19 protein-coding genes are annotated in these 15962 nt (G+C 67.7%); 13 read left to right on the plus strand and 6 right to left on the minus strand.

Going from position 1 to position 15962, the window contains the following annotated elements:
* Positions 1-76: 76 nt before the first annotated feature.
* From HF886_RS14915 to HF886_RS14940, 6 genes are all read left to right on the plus strand, one after another.
* Positions 77-1114, plus strand: coding sequence for an iron-siderophore ABC transporter substrate-binding protein (locus tag HF886_RS14915; protein ID WP_169652731.1), 1038 nt, complete (start codon positions 77-79; stop codon positions 1112-1114).
* On the plus strand, positions 1111-2154 hold the full coding sequence (locus HF886_RS14920; RefSeq protein ID WP_169652732.1) for an iron ABC transporter permease: 1044 nt from the start codon (positions 1111-1113) through the stop codon (positions 2152-2154). Before HF886_RS14915 ends, HF886_RS14920 begins: the two co-directional genes overlap by 4 nt.
* Positions 2151-3203: an iron chelate uptake ABC transporter family permease subunit gene (locus tag HF886_RS14925; RefSeq protein WP_169652733.1), complete on the plus strand. Its 1053-nt coding sequence runs from the start codon at positions 2151-2153 to the stop codon at positions 3201-3203. The genes HF886_RS14920 and HF886_RS14925 overlap by 4 nt, the downstream gene beginning before the upstream one ends.
* Positions 3200-4015: an ABC transporter ATP-binding protein gene (locus HF886_RS14930; RefSeq protein ID WP_169652734.1), complete on the plus strand. Its 816-nt coding sequence runs from the start codon at positions 3200-3202 to the stop codon at positions 4013-4015. Before HF886_RS14925 ends, HF886_RS14930 begins: the two co-directional genes overlap by 4 nt.
* Positions 4016-4076: 61 nt before the next feature.
* A complete protein-coding gene (gene pnuC, locus HF886_RS14935) occupies positions 4077-4703 on the plus strand; it encodes a nicotinamide riboside transporter PnuC (protein ID WP_169652735.1) in 627 nt (208 codons plus the stop codon).
* On the plus strand, positions 4703-5812 hold the full coding sequence (locus HF886_RS14940; RefSeq protein WP_169652736.1) for an AAA family ATPase: 1110 nt from the start codon (positions 4703-4705) through the stop codon (positions 5810-5812). The genes pnuC and HF886_RS14940 overlap by 1 nt, the downstream gene beginning before the upstream one ends.
* Before the next feature lie 20 nt (positions 5813-5832).
* Here the strand turns inward: HF886_RS14940 and HF886_RS14945 are convergent, their stop codons facing one another.
* Entirely contained in the window at positions 5833-6093 is a 261-nt protein-coding gene (locus HF886_RS14945) for a hypothetical protein (RefSeq protein ID WP_169652737.1), read from the minus strand.
* A gap of 190 nt (positions 6094-6283) precedes the next feature.
* On the opposite strand from HF886_RS14945, the gene HF886_RS14950 reads away from it, so the two are divergent.
* Complete coding sequence (locus tag HF886_RS14950) at positions 6284-7312, plus strand: DNA polymerase IV (protein WP_296551573.1); 1029 nt, start codon at positions 6284-6286, stop codon at positions 7310-7312.
* Here HF886_RS14950 and HF886_RS14955 read toward each other — a convergent pair.
* The gene (locus HF886_RS14955; protein ID WP_169652738.1) at positions 7309-7935 is read right to left on the minus strand and encodes a maleylpyruvate isomerase family mycothiol-dependent enzyme; all 627 of its coding nucleotides are present in this window, start codon (positions 7933-7935) and stop codon (positions 7309-7311) included. The genes HF886_RS14950 and HF886_RS14955 overlap by 4 nt on opposite strands.
* Before the next feature lie 120 nt (positions 7936-8055).
* Between HF886_RS14955 and HF886_RS14960 the strand changes: the two genes are divergently transcribed.
* The gene (locus HF886_RS14960; RefSeq protein WP_206038821.1) at positions 8056-10068 is read left to right on the plus strand and encodes a DUF2232 domain-containing protein; all 2013 of its coding nucleotides are present in this window, start codon (positions 8056-8058) and stop codon (positions 10066-10068) included.
* A complete protein-coding gene (locus HF886_RS14965) occupies positions 10065-10817 on the plus strand; it encodes an energy-coupling factor transporter transmembrane component T (protein ID WP_169652739.1) in 753 nt (250 codons plus the stop codon). Before HF886_RS14960 ends, HF886_RS14965 begins: the two co-directional genes overlap by 4 nt.
* 6 nt (positions 10818-10823) lie before the next feature.
* Here the strand turns inward: HF886_RS14965 and HF886_RS14970 are convergent, their stop codons facing one another.
* The 3 genes from HF886_RS14970 to HF886_RS14980 all read right to left on the minus strand — a co-directional run bounded on the left by HF886_RS14970 (position 10824) and on the right by HF886_RS14980 (position 12686).
* Positions 10824-11471, minus strand: a complete 648-nt coding sequence (locus tag HF886_RS14970) for a maleylpyruvate isomerase family mycothiol-dependent enzyme (protein WP_169622410.1) — start codon at positions 11469-11471, stop codon at positions 10824-10826.
* 16 nt (positions 11472-11487) lie between these two features.
* On the minus strand, positions 11488-12138 hold the full coding sequence (locus HF886_RS14975) for a DedA family protein (protein ID WP_169652740.1): 651 nt from the start codon (positions 12136-12138) through the stop codon (positions 11488-11490).
* A 140-nt stretch (positions 12139-12278) separates the two neighbouring features.
* Positions 12279-12686, minus strand: a complete 408-nt coding sequence (locus HF886_RS14980; protein ID WP_169652741.1) for a four-helix bundle copper-binding protein — start codon at positions 12684-12686, stop codon at positions 12279-12281.
* A gap of 236 nt (positions 12687-12922) precedes the next feature.
* Here HF886_RS14980 and HF886_RS14985 point away from each other — a divergent pair, with 236 nt between their 5' ends.
* Together HF886_RS14985 and HF886_RS14990 are read left to right on the plus strand one after the other, a co-directional pair.
* Positions 12923-13549 (plus strand): GyrI-like domain-containing protein, encoded by a 627-nt coding sequence (locus tag HF886_RS14985; RefSeq protein WP_169652742.1) that lies wholly within the window; start codon positions 12923-12925, stop codon positions 13547-13549.
* A 33-nt stretch (positions 13550-13582) separates the two neighbouring features.
* A complete protein-coding gene (locus HF886_RS14990) occupies positions 13583-14341 on the plus strand; it encodes an HAD-IA family hydrolase (RefSeq protein ID WP_206038822.1) in 759 nt (252 codons plus the stop codon).
* A gap of 9 nt (positions 14342-14350) precedes the next feature.
* Here HF886_RS14990 and HF886_RS14995 read toward each other — a convergent pair whose 3' ends face one another.
* Entirely contained in the window at positions 14351-14782 is a 432-nt protein-coding gene (locus HF886_RS14995) for a PPOX class F420-dependent oxidoreductase (protein WP_169622414.1), read from the minus strand.
* Between the two features lie 248 nt (positions 14783-15030).
* On the opposite strand from HF886_RS14995, the gene HF886_RS15000 reads away from it, so the two are divergent.
* Positions 15031-15591 (plus strand): DUF3558 domain-containing protein, encoded by a 561-nt coding sequence (locus HF886_RS15000; protein ID WP_346765383.1) that lies wholly within the window; start codon positions 15031-15033, stop codon positions 15589-15591.
* 29 nt (positions 15592-15620) lie between these two features.
* Positions 15621-15950, plus strand: coding sequence for a hypothetical protein (locus HF886_RS15005; RefSeq protein WP_169652744.1), 330 nt, complete (start codon positions 15621-15623; stop codon positions 15948-15950).
* Positions 15951-15962 lie beyond the last annotated feature (12 nt).

Here is a 15962-nt window from a genome sequence, read left to right on the forward strand (position 1 = left end):
GGTTTAGGCAAACCTCACCTAATTCCCGCGGTTGTGGGAGTGTGGTCACCCCTTGCACGAGAGCGAGTAATACCCCATGCGTTCCAAGCGCTTCCTGACAGTGGCCGCGGCGGCAGTCGCGGTCACACTGGGCATGACGGCCTGTGGTTCCGACTCGTCGGAGTCCGCGGACACCGCGGCCTCCGAGACCGGACCCGGCGCATTCCCGGTCACGATCGAGCATGCCTTCGGCACCACCACGATCGACGAGAAGCCCACCCGCGTCGCGACCGTGAACTGGGCCAACCACGAGGTGCCGCTTGCCCTCGGCATCGTCCCCGTCGGTATGGCCGCAGCGAACTTCGGCGACGACGACAACAACGGCATGCTGCCGTGGGTCGAGGAGAAGCTCGAGGAACTCGGCGGCGAGACCCCGGTGCTCTTCGACGAGACCGACGGCATCGACTTCGAAGCCGTGTCGGACACCGATCCGGACGTAATCCTCGCGGCCTACTCGGGATTGACGCAGGAGACCTACGACACGCTGAGCGCCATCGCGCCGGTGGTCGCATTCCCCGAGGCGCCGTGGGCGACGTCGTGGCGCGACACCATCCTCTACAACAGCATGGGCCTCGGCATGGAAGACGAGGGCAAGGCCCTCATCGCCGACTTCGAACAGCAGATCGCCGACGAGGTGGCCTCGCACCCGGGTCTCGCGGGCAAGTCCACGATGTTCCTCACGCACGTCGACACCGCCGACCTGAGCCAGGTCAGCTTCTACACCGCCAAGGACACCCGTTCCGCATTCTTCGAGGACCTGGGTCTGTCCACTCCGAAGAGCGTCGCCGAGGCGTCGACCGGTGAGGAGTACTCGCAGAAGGTCAGTGCCGAGCGCGTCGACGTCTTCGACGATGTCGAGATCATCGTCACCTACGGCGACCAGGCATTGGTGGACGCGCTGAAGGCCGACCCGCTGCTCTCTCAGATGCCGGCTGTTGCCAACAACTCGATCGTGTTCCTCGACGGCTCCGGCCCGCTGGGCACGGCCGCGAACCCGACTCCGCTCGCTATCTCGTGGGTGCTCGGCGACTACGTCGACCTGCTCGCGAAGGCTGCCACCGGCTCACCGGAGTGACGGTAACCCAACCGGATTCGACGTCGGGCGCTCTCACCACGGGACGCCCGACGTTCGGCCGTCTGCTGTGGCTGCTGGTTCTTACCGGTGTGCTCGTCGCGCTGACCGTGATGTCCGTCGTCATCGGTTCACGCGACGTCGAATGGTCCGACATCGTCGCTGCGCTCGGCGGCTCGACGGACAACATCGGTCAGGGCGCCGTGGCCAAACGCATCCCGCGCACTGTGCTCGCGCTCCTCGTCGGCGCCGCTCTCGGCCTCGCCGGCGCGGTGATGCAGGGCGTCACCCGAAACCCCTTGGCCGACCCGGGAATTCTCGGAGTCAACATGGGGGCCTCGCTCGCGGTGGTCGTGGGCATGGCGTACTTCGGTCTGTGGACGCAGACGAGCATGATCTGGGTGGCGATTCTCGGAGCGGGCATCGCCGCCCTGTTCGTCTACACCGTCGGCTCTCTCGGGCGCGGCGGCGCGACACCCCTCAAGCTTGCGCTGTCGGGCGCGGCGACGTCGGCGGCCTTTGCGTCGTTCATCACCGCTGTCGTGCTGCCGCGCAACGACATCGCCGGCAGCGTGCGGTCGTGGCAGATCGGTGGTGTCGGCGGCGCGAGCTTCGACGCCGTCGGGCAGGCATTGCCCTTCCTCGCCGTCGGGTTCGTGGTCTCGCTCCTTTCGGCGCGCAGCCTCAACTCGCTCGCACTCGGCGACGAGGTCGCGGCCGGTCTCGGTGAGCGAGTCGCGATCGCGCGCGGTATCGCGGCGCTGGGAGCGGTACTGCTCTGCGGCGCCGCGACCGCCATCGCAGGACCCATCGCTTTCGTCGGGCTCGTCGTGCCGCACCTGTGCCGCATGCTGATCGGGGTCGACAACCGATGGCTGCTGCCGTTTTCGGCGCTGACCGGCGCCGGCCTGCTCACTGCAGCCGACATCCTCGGCCGGATCGTGGCGAGGCCCAGCGAGATCGACGTGGGCATCATCACCGCCCTGATCGGGGCACCGTTCTTCATCTACATCGTCCGACGCCAGAAGATACGCGAACTGTGACCGCCACCCTCGATACCTCCACCTCCGGAACCGACACCCTTGCGGCAAACCGCGTTCGGCGGGGACGACGCAGACGCGGCATCATCGCGGTGCTGGTCGTGCTCGTGGCCGCCGCGTTCGCAGCAAGCCTGATGTTCGGCAAGACGTTCTATCCACCGTCCGACGTGATGCGGGTGATCCTGGGGGAGGACGTGCCCGGCGCGTCCTTCACCGTCGGCACACTCCGGATACCTCGCACGGTGCTCGCGGTGGTCGCCGGAATCTGCTTCGGCCTCGGCGGCGTGACCTTCCAGACGATGCTGCGCAACCCACTCGCCAGCCCCGACATCATCGGCATCAGTTCCGGCGCGAGCGCCGCCGCAGCCTTCGCCATCATCGTGCTCTCACTCGGCGGGTCGCAGGTGTCCGCGGTCGCGATCGTGGCGGGCCTGGCGGTCGCGGTGCTGATCTACGCGCTCTCGTTCCGGAACGGTGTGGCGGGCACCCGGCTGATCCTCATCGGCATCGGTATCGCCGCCATGCTCGACAGCCTCACGTCGTACCTGCTGAGCACGGCGGCGACCTGGGACCTGCAGGAGACCACCCGGTGGCTCACCGGCAGCCTCAACGGAACGACGTGGACCGCGACCGTTCCGGTGCTCGTCGCGCTGGCAGTGTTCGGACCGGTGCTGCTCGGTCAGACACGCAACCTGTCGATGCTCCAACTCGGCGACGACACCGCGCAGGCGCTCGGCGTCCGGGTCGAGCGCACACGCATCGTGCTCATCATCGCCGCGGTGGGGCTGATCGCGTTCGCCACCGCCGCCGCCGGCCCGATCGCGTTCGTCGCGTTCCTGTCCGGGCCCATCGCAGCGCGCATCGTCGGACCGGGCACGTCGCTCGTCGTTCCCGCGGCCCTCGTCGGGGCGCTGCTCGTACTCGTCGCCGACTTCTGCGGTCAGTACGCGTTCGGCACCCGCTATCCCGTCGGTGTCGTGACGGGTGTGCTCGGCGCGCCGTATCTCGTCTACCTCATCATTCGTTCCAACCGCTCGGGAGGCTCGCTGTGACCGCAGCCCACACCCTCGTCGTCGAAGACCTCGAACTCGGATACGGCGGACGTACCGTCGTCGAATCCCTCGATCTGGTGGTGCCGCCGGCAAAGATCACGTGCATCGTCGGGGCCAACGCGTGCGGAAAGTCGACGCTGTTGCGGTCGATGTCGCGCCTGCTGGCGCCGCGCTCGGGGCACGTTCTGCTCGACGGCAAGGACGTGCACCGGTTGCCGGCCAAGCAACTCGCCCGCACTCTGGGTCTGCTCCCGCAGTCGCCGATCGCGCCGGAAGGAATCGTCGTGGCGGATCTGGTCGGGCGCGGCCGCCACCCACACCAACGAGTGCTCTCGCGGTGGAGTCGTGAGGACGATGCCGCGGTGGCGGATGCTCTCGCTGCGACCCACACGACCGAACTGGCAGAGCGGCACGTCGACGAACTCTCCGGCGGGCAGCGGCAGCGCGTCTGGATCGCCATGGCACTTGCCCAGCAGACCGACGTGCTGCTGCTCGACGAGCCCACGACCTTCCTGGACGTGAGCCACCAGATCGAGGTGCTGGATTTGCTCACCGATCTCAACCGGAGCCGGGGCACGACGATCGTCATGGTGCTGCACGACCTCAATCTTGCTGCGCGGTATGCGGATTACCTCGTGGCCATTGCCGCCGGTGATGTCTACGCGGCGGGTGATCCGTCCGACGTTCTCACCACCGAGACCGTGCGGGCGGTGTTCGGGCTCGACAGTCACGTGATCTCCGATCCGGTGTCGGGCAAGCCCCTGATGCTGCCGCTCGGACGCCACCACGTCGCGGAGGGCGCCACGGTCTGAACGCTCGTTGCGCACTTAGCGCAATACTGATCTAATCACTGGCACCAGTGAAAGGATCGCCATGCTCACATTCCTGAACTCGACGGCGTTCACCGCCCTCGGCGCTCCCACCACGTGGGCGGAGGTCCTCGGTTTCCTCTCCGGTGCGTGGTGCGTGTATCTGGTGGGCCGGCAGTCCGCGCTGAACTGGCCCATCGGCATCGTCAACAACCTGGTCTGGATCCTGCTGTTCGCCACCGCCGGCCTCTACGCGGATTCGGGACTGCAGATCGTCTACATCGGGCTCGCGGTGTGGGGCTGGACCAACTGGGTGCGGGGGCACGACGGTGGGGTGCTGCCCGTGACCGGCACCAGTGGGCGCGAGTGGCTGTGGCTCGTCGGCGCGGGTATCGCCGGCACCGCCGCGCTGACCGTCCTGCTCGACACCGCCACCCCGTCGACCGTGCCGTTCTGGGATGCGGCCACCACCGTCCTCTCGCTGCTCGCGACGTGGGGCCAGGCCACCAAGCGGTGGGAGTCGTGGCTGCTGTGGATCGCCGCCGACCTGATCTACATCCCGCTCTATCTGCACAAGGGCCTCACCCTGACCGCACTGCTCTACATCGGTTTCCTGGCGCTCTGCGTACGCGGCCTCATCGCCTGGCGCAGCACCCGCGTGAAGACGCCCGAGTTCGCACGGGTGGCGTGATGTACCGACACGCGCTCGTCATCGGCAAGTTCTACCCGCCACACATCGGGCACCACCATCTGGTGCGCACCGCAGCACAGGTGGCCGACCGCGTCACCGTGGTCGTCATGGCGTCCGCCGCAGAGTCGATCCCGCTGGGCCGGAGAGTGGCGTGGATGCGCGAGACGCATCGCGCCGACCGCGGAGTCACCGTCACCGGAATCGTGTGCGACGCCCCGATGGACTTCGGCTCGGACGCTGTGTGGGCGGCGCAGGTCGCCTGCATGCGCGCCGCGGTGCGGACGGTCACCGGCATCCCGGTCGACGCGGTGGTGTCCAGCGAGAAATACGGTGACGAACTGGCGCAACGCTTTTCGGCGACCCACGTCTGCGTCGACGTCGATCGCATCGCGTATCCGGTATCCGGAACGGCGTGTCGCGCCGATCTCGCGGGATGCTGGGACCACCTCGACTCGCCTGCCCGCGCGGGTCTGACGACGCGCATCGTGGTTCTCGGGGCCGAATCCACCGGCACCACGACGGTGAGCCGCGCGTTGTCGGAGCGCTACCGTGCCCGCGGCGGGGTGTGGGAGCGGACTCGGTGGGTGCCGGAGTACGGGCGACAGGCCACCGTGGACACCCTCGCTCGAATGAAAGAGCGTGATCCGGCCGCGTCGATGCACGCCCTCACCTGGACCGGCGACGACTTCGCGCACATCGCCGCGGAGCAGACCCGCCTCGAGGAGGAGGCGGCACGGACCGGATCACCGGTGCTTCTATGCGACACCGACGCGGTCGCGACCACCGTCTGGGAGCGGCGCTACCTCGGCCCGGAGAGCCGGCGCGCGTGGACGGAGGTTCCCGACCGGGATGCCCTCTACCTCGTCACCGATCACGTGGGAGTCCCGTTCGTCCAGGACGGGATCCGCGACGGGGAAGACATCCGGGCGGAGATGACGGAGTGGTTCGTCGACATGCTCACGGCGACCGGCCGGTCCTGGGTGCTGCTCACCGGAACCCTCGCCGAACGCGTGCGGCTGGGGGAGCGGGTGATCGACCAGGCGCTCGGGCTGCGGATGCAGTTCGGCGCTCCGCTGTCGGCGGACCTGCCGTCCGGGGAGGTGGGCTGAGCCGCGGCGGAGCGTTTCGGTCAGTACACGTGCCGGATCGCGTCCAGTGCATTCGTGCACGGGATGTGGGCGGCACGCAACGCATCGACCATCCGCGACGGCGTGCCCGACGCCGTGCTGTCGAGGACACCACCGGGCACTACAGCCCAGACGACCTCACCGGGTTCGAACTTGCGGGTGGGGACCAGTCCCCGCTGAGGAGCGAGATCGCGCAACGCACTCCATTGCGCGACTTCTCCGGCGTCGGGATGGCCGATGAACAGCAACCGGTCGTGTGCCACGATGAGCCCTTCTTTGTTCCGCTTAGCTTCGGTAGGGATGTCGCGCCGAATGTGTTCTTCGTTACATCCGGCGTGAGACCGCGACGACAGCGGCCTCCGGCTTTGTCCCGAAACCGTCCTGCTGGGACGGCGCCGGGACATACCGTGATCCGGTGACGTGCGGTTCGACGACCCAGGACGGCCGGGCACCGTGACGGCGTGGGTGCTCCACGTCGACCTCGACCAGTTCATCGCTGCCGTCGAGGTCCTGCGCCGGCCCGAACTGGCGGGAAAGCCGGTGGTGGTCGGTGGCCGCGGCGATCCGACGGAGCGGGGTGTCGTATCCACCGCGTCGTACGAGGCGCGTGAACACGGGGTGGGATCCGGGATGCCGCTGCGCGTCGCGGCGAAGAAGATCCCGGATGCGATCTTTCTCCCGGTCGACAAGGACGCGTACAACGAGGTCTCGGACGTGGTGATGAGCACCCTGCGCAGCTTCGACGCCGTCGTGGATGTGCTGGGGTGGGACGAGGCGTTCCTCGGCGTCGAGACCGACGACCCGGAGTCGTTCGCGCGCAGCGTCCAAGCCGGCGTTCTGGATGCGACCGGGCTGCACTGCTCGGTCGGCATCGGGGACAACATCCTCCGCGCCAAGATCGCCACCGGGTTCGGGAAGCCGCGCGGAGTCTTCCGCCTCACCCGCGACAACTGGTTCGCGGTGATGGGGGAGCGCGACCCCGCAGCACTGTGGGGTATCGGTTCTCGCACCGCGAAGAAACTCGCCGCGCACGGCATTCACACGGTCCGTGAACTCGCTGAAGCCCCGGTCGATGTCATGGCGCAAAATTTCGGGCCGAAGATCGGTCCGTGGCTGGTCGGTCTCGGTCGCGGGGCGGCCACCGCGACGGTCACGGGGGAGCCATGGGTGGCCAGGTCGCACAGTCGAGAGACCACGTTCCAGCACAATGTCGCCGATTGGGACGAACTCGCGCAGCACGTACGGCGGCTCGCTGCCCAGGCGACAGACGATATTCGTGCCGAGAACAGGGAGGGCGTCCGTGTCGGCCTGAAGATCCGGTACGCACCCTTCATCACGCACACGGCGAGCGCGCCGCTTCCCGGACCGACGTTCGACGCCGACCGGATCGGGGACGCGGCCGTCGCTCTGCTCGATCGGTTCGATCACGAACGCGAGGTGCGTCTGGTGGGCGTCCGGGTCGAAATGACCCCTCCGCGTTAGACCGGAGCGGTGAACCGTTCGGCGGGTGCGCCTTTCAGGAGTCCAGGGGGAAGAGAGCGACCCGTGAGCACGAGCAGCAGGTGCTGCGCGTCGCCGCTGACGGTGTCCCCCGATCCGTACTCCCAGTCGTGATCGTCGGCGCACAGGCGGATGCCGTCCAGGTCGGCTCCGAAGTAGCGGACACTCTCCGGTGAGACCGACCCGAGCAGCATCGCGATCCGCTCGTCCGGCACCCGCCGGTCGGCTCCGAGGGCGACGGTGATGTCGAGTCCGTGGATCACTTCGTGCCACAGCGCGGCGGAGGAGTCGCTGCGCGGTGGCTGCCAGGGATGCGCCACATTGCTGCGCAGGCACTCGAGCAGTTCGGTATCGGTCATCGCTCGCGCGTCCGCGCGGGCGCACGCGTCGGCGGCACGATCGAAGTTCCCGCGTGCCTTGAGCATGGCGAGCAGGAGCCGCGGTATGCCGTATCGGTACGGCATCGTCGTGTGCGCGACCACCTCTCGGACTCTCCATCCGCGGCACAGGGACGGGGCGCTCCACTGTTCCTCGGTGAGTTCTTCGAGCACGGAGACGAGATCGCGTCGTTCGGCTTCGACGAGCGGGTGTGCGGTCGCGGGCATGAGTGGGTCCTTCCGTCGATGGGGCCCGTACGGACTCTCTGCGTCCGTGCACGTACCGACTCGTGCGGGCGCGGGAAGTCATCGTTCGCACGAGTGACCTGCGCTGGCACACTGGGACCGGTGCACGCGCAAACCGCTCCCCGGACCAGGGGACCCCTTCGACCGGCCGAAGCAGCCGCTGCGGCGGTGTTCGGATCACTGACCGCGGTGCTGACCGTGATCACCGGATTCGTTCCGGTCGGGGTGGCGCAGGTGCTCGTGGCATTGCCGATCGCATTTCTCGCAGCGGCCGGACGGGTGCGATCCGTGGTCGCGGCCACTGTCGCGTCGGGTGTCGTGGCCCTCATCGCGGCGGGACCGTTCGCGGTGGCCACCGTGTTCGTCCTCGCAGCGGTGGGGGCGCTCGTCGGATTCGCCGACCGAAGGTGGGGCAAGTCGGCGGTGTTCGTCATCTTCGCGGGCGCCGTGCCGATCGGTCTGCTGCTTGCCGCCGGGGTGATCGGTCTGCTGCTTCTGTTCGAGCAAACCAGAGTGTTGCTGCTCGATGCGCTCGCGTCGTCGATGCGGGGAACGGTCCGGGCGTTCGAAGCCGCGGGAGCCGGCGACGACTTCGTCCGCACCTTCGAGCAGACCATCGACCTGATGGTGCGTTTGTGGTGGGTGTGGATCGGCAGCGCCGTGGTGGTCGGCATCGTCGGCACCGCTCTGCTGTGCTTCGGGATCTTCCGGCTCGTGTCGATGCGCAGCACGTGGAGTACACAGTCGGCCGAGTGGCCGTCCGGCGCCCACTCCGGTGAGCCGAACCCTCTCCCGGTGGCGCTTCGCCTCGTCACCTACCGCTATCCCGGTGCGAGCGTCGACGCGCTGTCCGACATCGACCTCACGATCGGTCCGGGCGAGTTCGTGGCGGTGGTCGGCAGGAACGGGTCCGGGAAATCGACACTCGCGCGCATCCTCGCCGGTCTCGAGCCCACCGCCGGGTTCGTCGACCGGCCCGGCCCCGTCGGCCTCGGGCAACCCGGTGGCACCGTGACGGTGTTCCAGCATCCCGAAAGCCAAGTGCTCGGCCGCACGGTCGAGGAAGACCTGCGCTGGGGAATCGACGACGTCGACGCCGAGGCGGTGCTCGCGAGGGTGGGTCTCGCCGGCATGGAGGACCGGCCCACCGAAGACCTCTCGGGTGGTCAGCTTCAGCGACTCGCCCTGGCCGGTGCGCTCGCCCGCCGCCCGTCGCTCCTCATCGCCGACGAGATCACCGCGATGGTCGACGCCGCCAGCCGGTCGGCGCTGATCGACCTGCTGGCCGAGGTTGCCAGAGAAGGCACCACCGTCGTGCTCGTGACGCATCTCGACGACGAGGCGGCTGCGGCCGATCGCGTCGTGCATCTTGCGGGAGGACGGATCGTAGCGGCACCCGCCGCGGAACCGCGTCCCGCGCCGGTGGTCGCCGCCGCGCCGACGTTCCCGCAACCCGTCCTCGAACTCCACGACGTCACCTACACCTACGCGGACCGCACACCGTGGGCACACACCGCGCTGGGCGACGTGACTCTTACCGTGTGCCGTGGGGAGGGCGTGCTGGTGGTGGGTGCGAACGGCTCGGGCAAATCCACACTCGCGTGGATCATGGCGGGGCTGTACCGGCCGACACACGGATCTTGTCTCCTGCAGGACACTCCCACGGCGGACCTGCACGGCGACGTCGGGTTCGTCTTCCAGCAGGCCCGGTTGCAGCTCCAGCGTCCGACGGTCGCGAAGGAGATTTCGGAGGTGGCGGGCCTGCCCCACACCGACCGGCACTACGTTGCGGCGGTGCTGCACCGGGTCGGGCTCGGACCCGATCTCGTGGACCGCCCGATCGACCGGCTCAGCGGTGGTGAGATGCGGCGGGTCGCACTCGCGGCTCAGCTCGCCCGCACTCCCCGCGTCCTGATACTCGACGAACCCCTGGCGGGCCTGGACGTGCCCGGCCGCCGCGAACTGGTGTCGATCCTCGCTCACCTGCGAGCGGTCGACCACGTCACGATCGTGGTCATCTCCCACGACCTGCACGGAATGGAAGAGGTGTGTTCACGCACCGTGGTGCTCGACGCGGGACGGATCGTGGACCAGATCGGTGTGGTGACGACATGAAAGAACGTGGCACGAAAGAGCAGCGCCGGCCGCTGATCCTGTTGCGGCCCGTACCGCGTGTCACCGCACTTCACCGAGTCTGGGCGGGCACGAAGATCCTGGCGGCCGTCGCGCTGTCGGTCGTCGTGAGTTTCATCCCCTCCTGGACGGCGCTCGGGATCATTGCGGCGGTTCTCCTGACCGGCCTGCTGGTGGCCCGTATTCCGCGAGGAGTGGTCCCCACGATTCCGTGGTGGGTGTTCGCTTTCCTGGCCTTCGGTGCCGCGCTCAACGTTGCCGGTGGCGGACTGACGAGCTACGTGCGGGCGTTGCTGCTGGGGGTGTGCCTGCTGGTGCTGGCGTCGCTGGTCGGCTGGACGACGAGTCTGTCGCAACTGGTCGACGCCCTGCCTGTCCTCTTGGCACCGTTGCGGTTGCTGCGGCTCCCCGTCGACGAGTGGGTGACGGTGTGCGCGCTCGCGCTGCGAATGTTGCCGACGATCCGCGGCGAGATGCGCATGCTCTTCGCTGCACGCCGGTTGCGCGGACGGCCCGGCATCCGCAATCCCAGGGGGTGGTGGCCCGAACTGATCGACACGGTGGGCGCGGTGGCGTCGGTGTCCATGCGGCAGGTGCGCGACCTCGGCGACGCCTTGTCGGTGCGGGGCCCGCGTCCCGTCGTCCGGACCCGGCCCCGCCTCGGCGCGGGGGACGCGGTGACCGTCCTGATCGTGGGCGCGGCGTGCGCGGCGATCGTGGTCTGGGGCTGAGCGACGTCAGTTCGCCTGGGCGGACAGGCGAGTCAGGAGGGTCGGGACACCGGGGCCGTCGAGGTGGTCGCAGTAGGCGGGGCGACCGGCCATGACCATGGTCAGGGCGAGAGTCGTCCCGGTGACCGCCGGACCGGAACCGGCAGCGAACGTGCTGTCCGAGGCCTCGACTCGCAGACCGTCCACGGTGCTCCGGCTGTCGACCGCGAAGTTGCGTCGCGCGTAGAACTCGGCCACCGGGCGGACCACCTCGGGTGAGGGTGTGTAGGGCAGCCCCAGCGGATGCCGGATGTCCTGGGAGTGGACGATCACCTCACCGAGCCACGCCGCCGCCGGTCCGGGTGGCGCGGCCGTCGCAGCAACGACGTTGTCGAAGCGGCCGAGCGTCTCCGCGGGCGTGGCACCTTTGTGCTCGGCCATCCGGCGAGCGTTGTGGCGGTCGAAGTCGAACCGTGCACCCAGCACGCTTCGGTACCAGCGCATCGGCCCGATGCTCGCGACTGCGGTGAGATGCGCGAGAGTTTCTTCGACGGTCCACCGATCACACAGCGACTGCGTTGCCCACTGCGTGTCGTCGATCTCGGTCAGGTCGGCCGCGAGTGCGGCACGTTCGGCGCGGATGAGGGACCACGTGTGGGCGTTGCGTCCGAACATCGGGACCTCCCGTGGGTCAGGCGCTGGTCTTCTGGGCGCGCCGCGAGCGGACCCGGCGCTGCACCCCGTAGCCGACGACCACGACGACCACCGCGAGGACAACGTACTGGAGGATCTCCGCGTACGGCTCGACCTTCTGCCAGTTCTCCCCGAGCTGATAACCAGCGAACACGAAGATCGTGTTCCACACCAGACTGCCCGCGGTGGTGAAGGCGGTGAACTGCCACAGCGGCATTCGCGTTACACCAGCGGGAATCGAGATGAGGCTCCGGAAGACGGGAACCATGCGGCCGAAGAACACGGCCTTGCGCCCGTGCTTGCGGAACCACTCCGCCGTGCGGTCGAGGTCCTCCACGTCGACGAGGGGAAGTTTGTCCATCACTTTCCGCAGGCGGTCCTCACCGACCCACCGTCCCAGCGAGTACAACCCGAGCGCCCCGAGCACCGAGCCGAGGGTCGTCCAGAACAGCGCCCCGAACAACGTGAAGCTGCCGAGACTCGCAGCGAACCCGGCAAGAGGAAGGATGACCTCGCTGGGAAGCGGAGGAAAAAAGTTCTCGAGAGCGATCGCGAGACCGGCCCCGACACCGCCCAGCCGATCCATCAGGTCGAGCGCCCATCCGGCGAGTCCGTCGGTGGGCGCTGATGGAGAATCCGCAACACTCATCCGGTCAAGGTTACCGATCGGCTACGAGACGACTCGGCCGGGCGGGTGAGCGCCTCCTCCGGCAGGTGGGCCACGCGGAAAGTTTGACCCGGCCGGTGCCGGGGAACCGGCCGACCGGCGTCGGAGCGTCGGTGCCTCGATCACCCGAGGGACGCGAGCAAGGTCCGGCATGCCTGTTCACAGCGCCGGCACGCGTCGGCGCAGATCCTGCAGTGCTCGTGGTGAGAGCTGTGCCGGTCGCATTCGTCCCCACACGCCTTGCACGCCGCAGCACAGGCTTCGAGGACCGCTCGAGTCACCGAGGCGTTGTCGCCGGTCTGCCGGGACAGCACCCGGCCGGTCGCTTCGCAGAGGTCGGCGCAGTCGAGATCGGTGCGAATGCATTGGGTCAGTTCTGCGACCGATTCCTCGGCCAGACACGCATCGGCACATGCCGTACAGGTCTGCGCGCATTCGACGCACGCCTCGATGCACGCAGCCAGTTTCTCGTGGTCGATCGCGCCCATGTCGTGCGGGTAGGTGCCGAGCATGCTCGCTGCGGTGCTCATGAAGAGTTCTCCTCTCGTCGTTTCCGGGGAGTGGATCACCGCCCGGGTCGACGGGTTGCGTACCCGAAGAAGTCGCGCTCTAACGGACGAATCGGATCTTCGCGGTTACGAGGAGGGCTTCGATTCCGGCCGGTGCGTTGCGCGGATCGTCGGTGGCACGGGCCGGCGGTCCGCTAATGTCTCGAGTACATTCACGGTGTGAAAGGTAGTGGCTCGCAGGGTGAGTCCGGGTTCGTATGGCCGAGAAGATCGACTTCAAGAAGACGCTCGACGCCTACCGCGCGACGCGCGGTGAATTCCGCATCGTGGACGTGCCGGACATGTGGTACCTCATGATCGATGGTGTCGGCGACCCGAACACCTCACCTGCCTTCGCGGACGCGATCGAGTCGCTCTACCCCGTGGCGTTCACGCTGAAATTCGCGAGCAAGCGTGAGCTCGGCCGTGACTATGTCGTCCCGCCGCTGGAGGGGCTGTGGTGGTCGGAGGACATGGCGTCGTTCACCTCTGCACGCGACAAATCCCACTGGAACTGGACGTTGATGGTCATGGTTCCGGAATGGATCGAACGCGACCTGGTCGCCGCCGCCCTCGACCGGGTTGCCGCGACGAGCACGCCGGTGCGACGCGGCGACGTCCGCCTCGAACCCCTCGTGGAGGGGCGGTGTGTGCAGACGCTCCACGTCGGATCGTTCGACGACGAAGCGGACGTCCTCGCGGAACTGCACGACGAGTTCGTCCCGGGCAACGGGCTGCGCATTGTCGGCAAGCACCACGAGATCTACCTGAGCGACTTCCGCAGGACCGCGCCGGAAAAGCTGCGCACCATCCTGAGGCAACCGGTCGCGGCTGCCCGGGAGTGAAGCGGACGGCATCTGGTCCTACACTTCGGCGACATGCATGACGGGAGAGCTGCCGTGGATCTGTCCGATGTCGACGCGTTGAGTTTCGATTGCTACGGCACATTGATCGACTGGGAGACGGGCATCGCCGCCGTCCTCGCCCCGTGGGCACAGGACGCCGGACTGGAACTGTCCGACGAGGAATTGCTTCTCGCGTACGCCGAGAACGAGGCGCAGGCCGAGCGCGACACTCCCGACGCGTTGTACCCCGCGATCCTCGCCGAGGCATCTCGGCGCACCGGCGCGGCACTCGGCGCGGAAGTCTCCGACGAGTGGGCGGCGCGGCTCGGCGCATCCGTTCCGGACTGGCCGGCGTTCCCGGACTCTGCCGAGGCCCTCGCGGCACTGGCCGAGGACTACACCCTGATCATCGTGTCCAATGTCCATCGTGACGGCTTCGCCGGTAGCAACGCGCGCCTCGGCGTCGAGTTCGACAAGATCATCACCGCCGAGGACGTGCAGGCGTACAAACCTGCTCTCGACCACTTCGAGGCGCTCGACGACGCCCTCACCGAATTCGGGATTCCGCGCGAGCGCCTCCTGCACGTGGCGCAGTCGCTGTTCCACGACCATGTCCCCGCCGCCCGGCGAGGATTGCGCTCGGTATGGATCAACCGGCGCCACGACCGCCCGGGGTGGGGTGCGACACCGGCACCCACCGGCGAATACACCTACGATCTCGAATTCCCGACCATGCAGGCATTCGCGGATGCGGCCCGCGCCGCGAAAGCCCGTGGCCCGGCACGGCACTGAGGAGCGTCGTCAGCGGGCGATGCCGTAGAACCGTTCGACCCGCACCCGCAACAGCAGACGTCCCTCCGCGACCATGGCATCCCGGAACTCATCCCAGTCGGGGTGATCGCCCTGCACCGCCCGGTACAGCGCGACGAGCTCATCGACGGTGGTGTCGTGGGGATCCGCTGCCACATCGGACAATTCGGCGTGTCCTTCGGCTACGGCGTACGACCAGCCGTCCCGAGTGTCGACGAACACGCTCACGCGCGGGTCCCGCCGCATGTTGCGGGTTTTCGCCCGCGTGTCGGTGATCGAGACCGAGAACGTCCGCGCAAGGAGGTCGTAGGAGTACACGATGTTCGAGAGCTGTGGCCGCCCGTCGTGTTTCAGGGTGGCGAGCGCCGCGATACCGCTGGATCCGAACAGTGCCTCGAGCGGCACCTCCGACTCTCGGCTCATGTGGGTCCTTCCTGATCGCGGTAGGTGAACACATCTTGCCGCGCTGGGACCTTCGCGCGGGGCGGAAATCGTTACCTGCCAGCGTAATCATGCGGGTGCCTGTTGTCTGCCGCTCCGTTTCGACCACGATGATGTCGCTCGGTGTCACGGATGCACTGTGCTAGCGTCTGCGGCACTTCAGCGCATCGGGGGGTCGCGTGAACGGGTGGGGGACTGTCGCAAAAGCAGTGGCGTGTGTCGCGATCGTGGTGTCGGCAGCATCGTGCGGGTCAGGATCGGCCGCGACCGGCGAGTCGGAATCCGTCTCCACGGAAAGCGCGACGTCGGCCACCCGCACACCGCGCGTCGTGGATGATTCGGGCCGCCCGCAGATCACGTTCGATCCGTGCCTGGACATTCCGGACGATCTGTTGACCGAGGCGGGATACGACCCGCGGAGCAAGGAGCCGACCGACTATCCGATGGGTGACTACTCCTTCCTGGGGTGCCGGTTCAAGGGCACCGTCCATATCCCGGGATTTCTTCGTCGATACGGACTCAGCGTGCTTTCCGGCAACGTCAGTCTGGAAGAAGAAGCCGCCAAGAACGGTCATATCGCGACCGAGGTCAGTGTGAATGGACGTCGCGCACTTCTGGAGATCGATCCAGACATGCACGGCTCGTGTGCGTACGTCCTCCAAACAGGATTCGGGATCGTTATCCTGAGCAGGACATACCATCCTGATCACTCCCGGGCGGTGCCCGAAGCGGAGTGGTGCGCGGGTTTCGACCAGCTCGTTTCGACGATTGAGCCCGGAATACCGGCATGAGCCGGACACGGGGTGATGGGAGTCCTCGATTGACCGAGTTCGTACGGCTCGATCCACACGTGATCGACGAAATAGTCGCCATTTGCGACACGATGCTCGCAGCCTTGCACGAAACGAAGGACGCTGCGGTTGACCTCGTCCGCACCGACGGCTTCGGCGACCTCGAATCCGCCAGGCAACTCGCCGCCGGTTACGCACGCAAGGCCGCCGGAACCCCCGCGTCCGCCCGCGAGCGCATCGACCAGTTCATCACCACCCTCACAGACCTGCGCGACGCGTTCGCTTCCGGGGGCGAAGCGTTTCTTGATTCGGAGTTCGACTGGGCAGGGCGACTCCAGGCGACAAACACCGAGCCGTGAGCTGGGTGAGAA

It is taken from the genome of Rhodococcus sp. 105337 (assembly GCF_012844225.1).
Taxonomy (GTDB): domain Bacteria; phylum Actinomycetota; class Actinomycetes; order Mycobacteriales; family Mycobacteriaceae; genus Rhodococcus.

Coding starts and splice junctions, on each gene's coding strand:
- HF886_RS14915 (WP_169652731.1), top strand. CDS start 77: ATGCGTTCCAAGCGCTTCCTGACAGTGGCCGCGGCGGCAGTCGCGGTC.
- pnuC (WP_169652735.1), top strand. CDS start 4,077: ATGCTCACATTCCTGAACTCGACGGCGTTCACCGCCCTCGGCGCTCCC.
- HF886_RS14940 (WP_169652736.1), top strand. CDS start 4,703: ATGTACCGACACGCGCTCGTCATCGGCAAGTTCTACCCGCCACACATC.
- HF886_RS14955 (WP_169652738.1), bottom strand. CDS start 7,935: ATGCCCGCGACCGCACACCCGCTCGTCGAAGCCGAACGACGCGATCTC.
- HF886_RS14965 (WP_169652739.1), top strand. CDS start 10,065: ATGAAAGAACGTGGCACGAAAGAGCAGCGCCGGCCGCTGATCCTGTTG.
- HF886_RS14970 (WP_169622410.1), bottom strand. CDS start 11,471: ATGTTCGGACGCAACGCCCACACGTGGTCCCTCATCCGCGCCGAACGT.
- HF886_RS14975 (WP_169652740.1), bottom strand. CDS start 12,138: ATGAGTGTTGCGGATTCTCCATCAGCGCCCACCGACGGACTCGCCGGA.
- HF886_RS14980 (WP_169652741.1), bottom strand. CDS start 12,686: ATGAGCACCGCAGCGAGCATGCTCGGCACCTACCCGCACGACATGGGC.
- HF886_RS14985 (WP_169652742.1), top strand. CDS start 12,923: ATGGCCGAGAAGATCGACTTCAAGAAGACGCTCGACGCCTACCGCGCG.
- HF886_RS14990 (WP_206038822.1), top strand. CDS start 13,583: ATGCATGACGGGAGAGCTGCCGTGGATCTGTCCGATGTCGACGCGTTG.
- HF886_RS14995 (WP_169622414.1), bottom strand. CDS start 14,782: ATGAGCCGAGAGTCGGAGGTGCCGCTCGAGGCACTGTTCGGATCCAGC.